The following is a 12,052-nucleotide window of genomic DNA, read 5'->3' as shown; positions in this document are numbered from 1 at the left end:
AAACGCGAAAGACCCCTGAAGAACAGGGGTCTCAGCTGGTGTCCGAGGGGGGACTTGAACCCCCACGCCCGATAAAGGGCACTAGCACCTCAAGCTAGCGCGTCTGCCATTCCGCCACCCGGACGAGGTGTCTGCCGCCTTGACGGGGGTGTTCCCCGCGGCGACACGGACAACAATACCAAGGTTTCACAGTGCCCTTCACCTGCATATCCGGGCCGCCGGGACGTGTTCCCGGCCCGCCGGGGCGGACCGGGAACACGTCACCGGCAGCGATCGGGCCGTCACGGTCACGGCATGAGGTGGTATTCCGGGAAGTTCCCGGGCAGCCGCTCCCCCGCGGGCCCCTGCGTCACGGCGCGGACGAGGAGTTCACCGCCGACGAAGGCGCCCCGCCAGGACGCTCCGAAGCCGCCGAACAGCTCGTCCCGGTCGCCACGGGAGCGCGGCTTGCCGTGTCCCGTCTTGAACGCGCGGATCTGCGGGGCCAGCCGCTCGAAGGTGGCCCGGTCGTCCGTGGACAGGGTGGCCACGAGCGCGCCGTTGGAGGCGTTCATCGCGGCCAGCAGCTCCGCCTCCGTGTCGACCAGGACGATCGTGTCGACCGGGCCGAACGGCTCCGCGTGGTGCAGCGGCGACGACGGCGGCGGATTAAGGAGCGTGACCGGCTGGACGTAGGCCGAGGTGTCCTGGCCGGGCAGGAAGCGGGACCCGGCCTCGTCGGCACGGTGCAGCGGGACCGCGCCGCGCTCGATGGCCTCGGCGACCTGGTCGCGCAGTTCCTTGGCCTTGGCGGCGTTGATGACCGGCCCGAAGTCCAGCCGCGGATACGGGTCGTCGGGGTGCTCGACGGCGAGCGGGTGGCCGACCTTCAGGGTGCGCACCGCCGGGAGGTACGCCGCCAGGAAGTCGTCGAACAGCTCCCGCTGGACGACGAAGCGCGGATACGCCGTACAGCGCTGCTTGCCGTAGTCGAAGAGCTTGGGGATCACCGCGCCGAGCGTGTCCCAGTCCGAGTGGTTCCAGATGCCCCAGGTGTTGAGTCCCTCCTGTTCGAGCACATGGCGCTTGCCGAGGTCGGCGACGGCCGTGGCCACCGCGGCGCCGGTGTCGCGGCCGCCGACGAAGGAGACGCAGCCGATCTCCGGCGCCCGCACCAGCGCCTGGGACAGCTCACCCCCGCTGCCGCTGACGAGGGTGACCGGGATGCCCTCGCGGGCGGCGAGCGCACAGGCCAGGGTGAGGCAGGCGACGCCGCCGTCGGTCGGGGTCTTGGCGATCACCGCGTTCCCGGCCAGGGCCTGGACCAGCAGGGCGTGGACGAGCACGCTCATCGGATAGTTCCAGCTCGCGATGTTGGAGACCGGGCCGTCCAGCGGGGCCCGGCCGTCGACCATCGGCTCGATGCCGTCGACGTACCAGCGCACGCCGTCGATCGCCCGGTCGACGTCCGCCTGCGCGAGCCGCCAGGGCTTGCCGATCTCCCAGACGAGCAACAGGGCCAGGAGTTCGCGGTGTTGGGTCAGCGCGTCGAGGGTGGCCGCGACGCGGGCGCGGCGTTCGCCGAGCGGGACGTGCCGCCAGGCGCGGTGCTGGTCGAGCGAGGCACGGACGGCCTGGTGCGCGGTGGCGCCGTCCAGGCGGGGCGGGCCGGCGACGGGACTGCCGTCGACGGGGCTGGTGGCGGGCAGGGCCCGGCCGTCCGCCCGCCAGCCGGCGTCCCAGAGGTTGAGGACGCGGTCGTCGCGGAACGCCTCGGGGGCGACGGCGAGGCAGCGCCGCCAGGCGTCCTGCCAGGACGTGTTCGCCTTGAGTGTCAGGGAGTTGGCGGTGAGGGTCGATGCCATGCGGTTGCTCCGCTCTCGGTGCACAGTCGGGGGCGGGGATGACGTGGCTCTCTTCGGCTACGAGCGGCCTACTGCCGGTCTTCGAGACGTGCGAGCACGAGTTTCGCCGTCTCGGTCGGAGTGCTGCCCACACTCACCCCGACCGCCTCGAGCGCCTCCTTCTTCGCCTGCGCGGTGCCGGACGAGCCGGACACGATCGCACCGGCGTGCCCCATGGTCTTGCCCTCGGGCGCGGTGAAGCCGGCGATGTAGCCGACCACCGGCTTGGTGACGTGTTCCTGGATGTACGCGGCCGCCCGCTCCTCGGCGTCGCCGCCGATCTCGCCGATGAGCACGATGAGTTCGGTGTCGGGGTCGTCCTGGAAGGCGGCCAGGCAGTCGATGTGGGTGGTGCCCACGACCGGGTCGCCGCCGATGCCGACACAGGTGGAGAAGCCGATGTCGCGGAGTTCGTACATGAGTTGGTAGGTGAGCGTGCCCGACTTCGACACCAGGCCGATGCGCCCCGGTTTGGTGATGTCGGACGGGATGATGCCCGCGTTGGACTGTCCCGGGGTGATCAGACCGGGGCAGTTGGGGCCGACGATCCGGGTGCCCTTCTCCTTGGCGTACGCGTGGAAGGCGACGGAGTCGTGGACCGGGATGCCCTCGGTGATGACGACCGCCAGGCCGATGCCGGCGTCCGCGGCCTCGATCACGGCGGCCTTCGCGAAGGCCGGCGGGACGAAGACCACGGTGACGTCGGCGCCGGTGGCGTGGATGCCCTCGGCGACCGATCCGAAGACGGGGACGGCCCGGTCGTCGAAGTCGACGCTGCGGCCGGCCTTGCGCGGGTTGACGCCGCCGACGACGTTCGTGCCGGCCGCGAGCATCCGCCGGGTGTGCTTCATGCCCTCGCCGCCGGTCATGCCCTGGACGAGAACCTTGCTCTCCTTGGTGAGATAGATGGCCATGTCGTCCCGTCTCCTCAGTTGGCGGTGGCGAGTTGGGCGGCCCGGGCGGCGGCGCCGTCCATGGTGGTGGCCTGCCGCACCAGCGGGTGCGCGCGCTCGTCGAGGATGGCGCGGCCGCGGGCCGCGCTGTTCCCGTCGAGCCGCACGACCAGCGGCTTGGTCAACTGCACGGCGTCCAGCGCCTGCACGATGCCGTCGGCGACCGCGTCGCAGGCGGTGATGCCGCCGAAGACGTTGACGAAGACCGACTTCACGGCCGGGTCGGAGAGGATGACGGACAGTCCGTCGGCCATGATCTGGGCGGACGCTCCCCCGCCGATGTCGAGGAAGTTGGCGGGGCGGGCGCCGCAGCCCGCGACCACGTCGAGGGTCGACATGACCAGGCCGGCGCCGTTGCCGATGATGCCCACCTCGCCGTCCAGCTTCACGTAGTTGAGGCCCTTGGCGGCGGCCGCCGCCTCCAGCCGGTCGTCGTGCTCCACCGTCTCGGCGCCCCAACGCGCCTGCCGGAAGCGGGCGTTGTCGTCGAGGGTGACCTTGCCGTCGAGCGCCAGGATCTGGCCCCCTCCGGTGCGCACGAGCGGGTTGACCTCGACGAGCAGCGCGTCCTCCCGGACCAGGACCTGCCACAGCCGTACGAGGACGTCGACGGTCTGCGGCGGCAGGCCCGCCGCCTGCGCGATCTCGCCCGCCTTCGCCGAGGTCACGCCCTCGGCCGGGTCGATCGGGATACGGGCCACCGCCTGGGGCCGGGTGGCGGCGACCTCCTCGATCTCCATGCCGCCCTCGGCGGAGGCGATCGCGAGGAAGGTGCCCGCCGCGCGGTCGAGCACGTAGGAGACGTAGTACTCGGTCTCGATGTCCACGGGCTGGGCCAGCATGACCTTTCCGACCCGGTGGCCCTTGATGTCCATGCCCAGGATCTGCCGTGCGGTGAGCTCCGCGGCGGCCGGGTCGGCAGCCAGTTTCACCCCGCCCGCCTTGCCTCGTCCGCCCGTCTTGACCTGGGCTTTCACCACCACTCGCCCACCCAGCCTGCGGGCGATCTCGCGTGCCTCCTTGGGCGAGTTTGTGACCTCCGCCCTCGGCACCACGATGCCGTGCTCCTCGAAGAGTTCCCTTGCCTGGTGCTCGTACAGGTCCATTCCGGCTCCTGTCTTGAAAGTGCCGCACGCCCCCTGGACACCACCCACCGGATGCGGGATAACAAGGTTCATACAGTATTCGTCGACTGTATGCAATGTACCGCGAGAGCAGTTTCACCCCCCTACGAAGGGACAGGACTTCGCCATGCCCGACGACACCCAGGACGTGATTTCCGGCGGTCATCTGGTGGCCAAGGCCCTCAAGGCCGAGGGAGTCGACCGCATCTACACGTTGTGCGGCGGCCACATCATCGACATCTACGACGGCTGCGTCGACGAGGGCATCGAGGTCGTCGACGTCCGCCACGAGCAGGTCGCCGCGCACGCCGCCGACGGTTACGCCCGGCTCACCGGCAAGCCGGGCTGCGCGGTGGTCACCGCGGGCCCGGGGACGACGGACGCCGTCACCGGTGTCGCCAACGCCTTCCGCGCGGAGTCACCGATGCTGCTGATCGGCGGCCAAGGGGCCCTGACACAGCACAAGATGGGGTCGCTGCAGGACCTGCCGCACGTCGACATGATGACGCCGATCACCAAGTTCGCGGCGGCGGTGCCGGACACGGCGCGCGCCGCGGACATGGTGTCGATGGCGTTCCGCGAGTGCTACCACGGCGCGCCCGGCCCCTCCTTCCTGGAGATCCCGCGCGACGTGCTGGACGCCAAGGTGCCGGTGGAGAGGGCGCGTGTGCCGAAGGCCGGCGCCTACCGCGCCTCGACCCGCTCGGCCGGCGACCCCGAGGCGATCGAGAAACTGGCCGACCTGCTCGTGCACGCCGAGAAGCCGGCCATCCTGCTCGGAAGCCAGGTCTGGACGACCCGCGGCACCGAGTCCGCCATCGACCTCGTCCGCACCCTCAACATCCCGGCGTACATGAACGGCGCCGGCCGCGGCACCCTCCCGCCCGGCGACCCGCACCACTTCCAGCTGTCGCGCCGCTACGCCTTCTCGAACGCCGACGTCATCGTCATCGTCGGCACGCCCTTCGACTTCCGCATGGGCTACGGCAAGCGTCTCTCCCCCGACGCGACCGTCGTGCAGATCGACCTCGACTACCGCACCGTCGGCAAGAACCGCGACATCGACCTCGGCATCGTCGGCGACGCCGGCCTCGTGCTGAAGTCGGTCACCGAGGCCGCCTCCGGGCGCGTCAACGGCGGCGCCGCCAAGCGCAAGGAGTGGCTCGACGAGCTGCGCGCCGCCGAGCAGGCCGCCCTCGAGAAGCGGCTGCCGAGCCTCAGGTCGGACGCCTCGCCGATCCACCCCTACCGCCTGGTCAGCGAGATCAACGACTTCCTGACCGAGGACTCCATCTACATCGGCGACGGCGGCGACATCGTCACCTTCTCCGGGCAGGTGGTGCAGCCCAAGTCACCCGGGCACTGGATGGACCCGGGCCCGCTCGGCACCCTCGGCGTCGGCGTCCCCTTCGTGCTCGCGGCCAAGCAGGCGCGGCCCGACAAGGAGGTGGTGGCCCTCTTCGGCGACGGCGCCTTCTCCCTCACCGGCTGGGACTTCGAGACCCTCGTCCGCTACGACCTCCCGTTCGTCGGCATCGTCGGCAACAACTCCTCGATGAACCAGATCCGTTACGGCCAGAAGGCCAAGTACGGCGAGGAGCGCGAGCGGGTCGGCAACACCCTCGGCGACGTCCACTACGACAAGTTCGCCCAGATGCTGGGCGGTTACGGCGAGGAGGTCCGCGACCCCGCCGACATCGGCCCCGCGCTCCGGCGCGCCCGCGAGTCGGGCAAGCCGTCGCTGATCAACGTCTGGGTCGACCCGGACGCGTACGCCCCCGGAACCATGAACCAGACCATGTACAAGTGAGGTGACCTGGTGACCACGGAGATCATTTCGACCTCGCAGCCGACCAAGGCGCTCGCCGGCATCCGCGTCCTCGACATGACCCACGTCCAGTCCGGGCCCTCCGCGACCCAGTTGCTGGCCTGGCTCGGCGCGGACGTGATCAAGCTGGAGGCGCCGACCGGAGACATCACGCGCAAGCAGCTGCGCGATCTGCCGGACGTCGACTCCCTCTACTTCACGATGCTCAACTGCAACAAGCGGAGCATCACCCTCAACACCAAGACCGAACGTGGCAAGGAGATCCTGACCGAGCTGATCCGGCGCTCCGACGTCATGGTCGAGAACTTCGGGCCGGGCGCGATCGACCGCATGGGCTTCACCTGGGACCGCATCCAGGAGATCAATCCCCGGATCGTCTACGCCTCCATCAAGGGTTTCGGCGAGGGCCCGTACACCAACTTCAAGGCGTACGAGGTCGTCGCGCAGGCCATGGGCGGATCGATGGCGACCACCGGATTCGAGGACGGGCCGCCGCTGGCGACAGGCGCCCAGATCGGGGACTCGGGCACGGGGGTCCACGTCGTGGCGGGGATCCTCGCGGCGCTGTTCCAGCGCGAGAGCACCGGGCGGGGCCAGCGGGTGAACGTGGCCATGCAGCACGCTGTGCTCAACCTCTGCCGGGTGAAGCTGCGCGATCAGCAGCGCCTGACCCATGGCCCACTCGCCGAATATCCCAACGAGGACTTCGGCACCGAAGTTCCCCGGTCGGGGAACGCCTCCGGCGGCGGCCAGCCGGGCTGGGCGGTGCAGTGCGCACCGGGCGGCCCGAACGACTACGTGTACGTCATCGTCCAGCCCGTCGGCTGGAAGCCCATCAGCGAGCTGATCGGCCGGCCGGAGCTGGCGGAGGACCCCGAGTGGTCGACGCCCGAGGCGCGCCTGCCCAAGCTCAACAAGATGTTCCAGCTGATCGAGGAGTGGTCCTCGACGCTGCCCAAGTGGGAGGTGCTGGAGCGGCTGAACGCCCACAACATCCCGTGCGGGCCGATCCTGTCCACCAAGGAGATCATCGAGGACCGGTCGCTGGTCGCCAACGAGATGGTCGTCACCGTGCCGCACCCCGAGCGCGGCGAGTTCACCACGGTCGGCAGCCCGCTGAAGCTGTCCGACTCCCCCGTCGAGGTGACCAGTTCACCGCTGCTCGGCGAGCACAACGAAGAGGTGTACGTCGGCGAGCTCGGCCTCGGCGACGAGGAGCTGCGCCTGCTCAAGTCGAACGGAGTGATCTGACGTGATGGCGGAAGACCGGGAGCTCAGGGTGCGGTCGCTCCTCGACACTGTGCGGGCCGAGGGGCGGACCGCGCTGACCGCGCCCGAGGGCAAGGTGATCGCCGACGCGTACGGCATCGCGGTACCGGGAGAGGAGCTGGCCACCGACGTCGACGAGGCCGTCTCGTACGCGGCCCGCTTCGGCGGACCCGTCGTGATGAAGATCGTCTCGCCGGACATCCTGCACAAGACCGACGCCGGCGGTGTGATCGTCGGTGTCGAGGGCGCCGCGGACGTACGCGCCGCGTTCCACAGGATCGTCGAGAACGCGCGGGCGTACAACGCCCAGGCGCGGATCGAGGGCGTGCAGGTCCAGGAGCTGCTGCCGCAGGGGCAGGAGGTCATCGTCGGCTCGGTGACGGACCCGACCTTCGGGAAGGTCGTCGCCTTCGGGCTCGGCGGAGTGCTCGTCGAGGTCCTCAAGGACGTCACCTTCCGGCTGGCACCGGTGAGCGCCGACGAGGCGATGTCCATGCTGGACTCGATCCGGTCGGCGGAGATCCTGCACGGGGTGCGCGGCGCCCCGGCCGTGGACCGGTGGGCGATCGCCGAGCAGATCCGCCGGGTGTCGCAACTGGTCGCGGACTTCCCGGAGATCGCGGAGGTCGACCTCAACCCGGTGATCGCGACCCCGGAGGGCGCGGTCGCCGCCGACATCCGCGTGATCCTCGCCGAGAAGCAGCCGCCCCCGCGCCGGAAGTACACGCGCGAGGAGATCCTCACCTCGATGCGGCGCCTGATGCAGCCCGCCTCGGTCGCCGTGATCGGCGCCTCCAACGAACAGGGCAAGATCGGCAACTCGGTGATGCGCAATCTCATCGACGGCGGCTTCTCCGGGGAGATCCATCCGGTGAATCCCAAGGCCGATGACATTCTGGGCCGCAAGGCGTACAAGAGTGTCACGGACGTTCCCGGTGAGGTGGATGTGGCGGTCTTCGCTATCCCCGCCAAGTTCGTGGCCTCGGCCCTGGAGGAGGTGGGACGCAAGAACATCCCCAACGCCGTGCTGATCCCCTCCGGCTTCGCGGAGACCGGCGAGCACGAACTCCAGGAGGAGATCGTCGCGATCGCCGAGCGTCACGGCGTCCGCCTCCTCGGTCCGAACATCTACGGCTACTACTCGACGTGGCAGGACCTGTGCGCCACGTTCTGCACGCCGTACGACGTCAAGGGCGGGGTGGCGCTGACCTCGCAGTCCGGCGGCATCGGCATGGCCATCCTCGGCTTCGCCCGCACCACGAAGACGGGCGTGTCGGCGATCGTCGGCCTCGGCAACAAGTCGGACCTGGACGAGGACGACCTGCTGACCTGGTTCGGCGAGGACCCGCACACCGAGTGCATCGCGATGCACCTGGAGGACCTCAAGGACGGGCGCGCCTTCGTGGAGGCCGCACGCGCGACCGTGCCGAAGAAGCCGGTCGTGGTGCTCAAGGCGGGCCGTACGGCCGCCGGCGCGAAGGCCGCCGGCTCGCACACCGGGGCGCTGGCGGGCGACGACGCCGTGTACGACGACATCCTCCGGCAGGCCGGCGTCATCAGGGCGCCGGGTCTGAACGAGATGCTCGAGTACGCGCGCGCGTTGCCGGTGCTGCCCACTCCCCAGGGCGACAACATCGTGATCATCACCGGGGCGGGCGGCAGCGGTGTGCTGCTGTCGGACGCGGTGACCGACAACGGCCTGTCGCTGATGGAGATACCGGAGGACCTGGACGCGTCCTTCCGGAAGTTCATCCCGCCCTTCGGCGCCGCGGGCAACCCGGTCGACATCACCGGGGGCGAGCCGCCGTCGACGTACGAGGCGACGATCCGGCTGGGCCTTGAGGACCCGCGCATCCACGCGCTCGTCCTCGGCTACTGGCACACCATCGTGACTCCCCCCATGGTCTTCGCCGAGCTCACCGCGCGCGTGGTCGCCGAGTTCCGCGCGCGCGGCATCGAGAAGCCCGTGGTGGCCTCGCTGGCGGGCGACGTCGAGGTCGAGGAGGCCTGCCAGTACCTCTACGAGCGCGGGGTCGTGGCGTACCCGTACACGACCGAGAAGCCGGTGGCCGTGCTCGGCGCCAAGTACCGCTGGGCCAGGGCGGCGGGGCTGTTGGGGGGCGGTTCATGAGGTGAGCGAGAGCGGGGCCGGCCGGCAGTGCGGCCGGTCGGCCCCCGGGACCCGTGCGCACGCGAAATGCATTGGACAGGGGGCGCTGGCCAGAGCTTTCGACGCAAGGGGCACTGAGTACATGACAACCACCCACTATCCGTCCGTCCCCTGCAGGGAGGTGACGGACCGCAAGGGCCGCGTGTACCGGGTCGGCGAATCGGATGTCGATCTGATGAGCCGCACACGCACATCGATGGTCGTCCTGTCCTGGCTGGGCATGACGGGCATCAGCTCCGCCGAACTCGCATTCGCGTCGGCGGGGGGCGCGCTCCACGAGGCGCATGCGTGGAGCGGCGGGCACATCTTCCGGCTACTGGGCGTCTGGGTCTTCTTCCAGGCCGCCACGGCCTACCCCGCCGGACTTCTGCGGGAGAGCGGCAGGCTTCCCGCCCGTGCGGCGACGGCCTGCGGCGCCGCAGGCGCGCTGCTGGGCTTTCTGTGGCAGGCCTTCGTGCCGGACGCGGCGGTCGCCCAGGCCGGCTTCGGCGTCCTGGGCGGCATCGGCGCCGGGCTCGTGCAGGCGACCTGCCTGAACACGGCCGGCAAGTGGTATCCGGAGCGCAAGGGCTTCAGGACGGGCCTCGTGAGCGCCGGTCCCGCCCTCGGCTCCGTGCCTTTCGCCGTCCTGGTTGCCTCGGGCCTCGACCTGGGCGGCCATCCGGCGGTGCTCGCCGCCGTGGGCACCGGGCTGTGCCTGGTGGTGGCCGCGGCCGGCCGGTCCCTGGTAGACCCGCCGAAGAACTGGTGGCCGGCCGACGTCGATCCGCTGCGGATGACCGGCGAGGCGAAGACCCGGCGGGCACTGCTGAAGAACCCGCCGGCGGTCCGTCAGTACACCGTGCGGGAAGCCGTCCGCACACCCGTCCTGTGGATGATGTGGCTCTGCCTGCTGTGCACGGCCGGCGTCGCCGTCCACGGCGTCGCGGTCCTGGTGCCGTTCGGCCACAGGTCCGGCTTCGCGGACGGGTCCGTTGCCACCGCGCTGGCTCTGACGGCCGTCGCCTACGGCACCGGAAGCGCCGTCGCCGGCTGGGTCTCCGACCGCTGGGGACGCCGCACCACGCTCATCGGCGTCTGCATCGTCCTCGGCACGGCGCAGTTCGGCGTGCTGGTCTCCGGCCAGGCCGGCAGCGCACCGCTCCTTCTGCTCTGCTCCGCGGTCTCCGGTCTCGGCGGCGGGGCGGTCCTCCCGCTGTTCGCGGCCATGACGGCGGACCACTTCGGTGAGAACCACAACGCCACGATCCACGGACTGCTCCACGGCTCGGCGCTGATCGCCGGGCTCGCCGCCTCGGGCGTGGCCGCGCTCGTCGCCGGCGCGTGGGACTACCACGGCGCATTCGTCCTGGCCGGCTCCGTCGGCCTGGCCTCCGCAGTACCGGCCCTCTTCCTGAAGTCCCCGGGCAGGCCCAACGCCCGGCGCATCGTCCCCAACCCGCACCCGCTCGGCGAGGAGATGTCCCTGACATGACCGCGGACCCGATAGCAACAGGCAGCTCGCCGGCAGAGCCCGGCGCAGCAAACCGTCCCTACCGAGAAGTCAAAGACTCCCACGGCCGTGTCTACCGCGTCGGCGAGACCGACAGGGACATCCTCGGCCACTCCCGCAAGTTCATGGTGTATCTCCCGTGGATCTCCATGATGGCCATCAGCGTCTCCGAGTACGCGTACGGCTCCGCGGAGGACACCCTGTCCACGGCGCACGGCTGGACGCAGAGCAACACCTTCTGGATCCTGAGTGTCTGGGTGTTCTTCCAGGCGGGCATCGCCTTCCCGGCCGGCTGGCTGCGCGAGCGGGGCATCCTCACCGCACGCCGGGCCATGTACACCGGCGCCGGGATGTGTCTGATCGGCTTCCTGGCCCTGTCCCACTTCCACAACGTGATGCTGGCCATCCTCGGCTTCGGCGTGATCGGCGGTCTGGGCTCCGGCCTGATCTACGCCACCTGCATCAACATGGTCGGCAAGTGGTTCCCCGAACGGCGCGGCGCGAAGACCGGCTTCGTCAACGGCGGCTTCGCCTACGGCTCGCTGCCGTTCATCTTCATCTTCAACTACGCCTTCGACACCGGGAACTACAACGAGGTGCTCGACCTGATCGGCCTGTACGTGCTGATCGTGGTGGCCGTCTGCGCCTGGTTCTTCAAGGACCCGCCGAAGAACTGGTGGCCCGCGGACATCGACCCGCTGTCCTTCTCCGGCAACACCAAAAGCGCGCAAAGCCTGGCCAAGAACCCGCCCGCGGTGCGGCAGTTCACCCCGAAGGAGGCCATCAGGACCGGCATGCTCCCGCTGATGTGGATCACCATCGTCATGACCGCCGGTGTGTCGATCTTCGGCATCTCCTTCCAGGTCGACTTCGCCAAGGAGGCGGGATTCGGGCCGCTGGTGGCGGCGTCCTCGATGGGTGTCATGGCCGTCATCAACGGCGTCGGCCGGGCCGTGGTCGGCTGGCTGTCGGACCTGTGGGGCCGCAAGCTGACCCTGGTGTTCGTCATCGTGGTGCTGGGCCTCGCCCAGTTCGGCGTCATCTGGGCCGGTGACATGAAGAACGAGTGGCTGTTCCTGTTCTTCGCCTTCCTCTCCGGCTTCGGCGGCGGCGCCTTCTACCCGATGTTCGCCGCCCTCACCCCGGACTACTTCGGCGAGAACTACAACGCCACCAACTACGGCCTGGTGTACAGCGGAAAGCTGGTCAGCGGCCTGTTCGGCGGCGGCCTGGGCTCCATGGTGGTCGCGGCCTGGGGCTACAACGGGGCGTACGCCCTGGCGGGCGGCGTCTCGATGGTCGCGGCGGGGATCGCGCTGCTGCTGCGTCAGCC

The 12,052-nt window shown here is 70.1% G+C and carries 8 protein-coding genes and 1 tRNA gene; 5 read left to right on the top strand and 4 right to left on the bottom strand.

What is annotated here, in order from left to right:
* Nucleotides 1-36 precede the first annotated feature (36 nt).
* The 4 genes from ACFU97_RS26445 to sucC all read right to left on the bottom strand — a co-directional run bounded on the left by ACFU97_RS26445 (nt 37) and on the right by sucC (nt 3,942).
* Nucleotides 37-124: transfer RNA gene (locus ACFU97_RS26445), tRNA-Leu, on the bottom strand.
* A 163-nt stretch (nt 125-287) separates the two neighbouring features.
* Nucleotides 288-1,844, bottom strand: coding sequence for an aldehyde dehydrogenase family protein (locus ACFU97_RS26440; protein WP_384261035.1), 1,557 nt, complete (start codon nt 1,842-1,844; stop codon nt 288-290).
* A 68-nt stretch (nt 1,845-1,912) separates the two neighbouring features.
* Nucleotides 1,913-2,797: a succinate--CoA ligase subunit alpha gene (gene sucD, locus ACFU97_RS26435; RefSeq protein ID WP_384261032.1), complete on the bottom strand. Its 885-nt coding sequence runs from the start codon at nt 2,795-2,797 to the stop codon at nt 1,913-1,915.
* A gap of 14 nt (nt 2,798-2,811) precedes the next feature.
* Nucleotides 2,812-3,942, bottom strand: coding sequence for an ADP-forming succinate--CoA ligase subunit beta (gene sucC / locus ACFU97_RS26430; protein WP_384261029.1), 1,131 nt, complete (start codon nt 3,940-3,942; stop codon nt 2,812-2,814).
* A 145-nt stretch (nt 3,943-4,087) separates the two neighbouring features.
* Here sucC and ACFU97_RS26425 point away from each other — a divergent pair, with 145 nt between their 5' ends.
* From ACFU97_RS26425 to ACFU97_RS26405, 5 genes are all read left to right on the top strand, one after another.
* Nucleotides 4,088-5,770: a thiamine pyrophosphate-binding protein gene (locus tag ACFU97_RS26425; protein ID WP_384261026.1), complete on the top strand. Its 1,683-nt coding sequence runs from the start codon at nt 4,088-4,090 to the stop codon at nt 5,768-5,770.
* Between the two features lie 9 nt (nt 5,771-5,779).
* On the top strand, nt 5,780-7,039 hold the full coding sequence (gene frc, locus ACFU97_RS26420) for a formyl-CoA transferase (RefSeq protein WP_384261024.1): 1,260 nt from the start codon (nt 5,780-5,782) through the stop codon (nt 7,037-7,039).
* A 4-nt stretch (nt 7,040-7,043) separates the two neighbouring features.
* A complete protein-coding gene (locus tag ACFU97_RS26415; protein ID WP_384261021.1) occupies nt 7,044-9,188 on the top strand; it encodes an acetate--CoA ligase family protein in 2,145 nt (714 codons plus the stop codon).
* A 121-nt stretch (nt 9,189-9,309) separates the two neighbouring features.
* Entirely contained in the window at nt 9,310-10,701 is a 1,392-nt protein-coding gene (locus ACFU97_RS26410) for an OFA family MFS transporter (RefSeq protein ID WP_384261019.1), read from the top strand.
* The coding region (locus ACFU97_RS26405; RefSeq protein ID WP_384261016.1) for an OFA family MFS transporter at nt 10,698-12,052 on the top strand (1,355 nt) is incomplete at its 3' end. The genes ACFU97_RS26410 and ACFU97_RS26405, both read left to right, overlap by 4 nt.

It is taken from the genome of Streptomyces sp. NPDC057616 (genome assembly GCF_042800575.1).
Lineage (GTDB): Bacteria > Actinomycetota > Actinomycetes > Streptomycetales > Streptomycetaceae > Streptomyces.
Note: the sequence above shows the minus strand (reverse complement) of the source record. Positions and strands in the feature narration are given on the sequence as shown.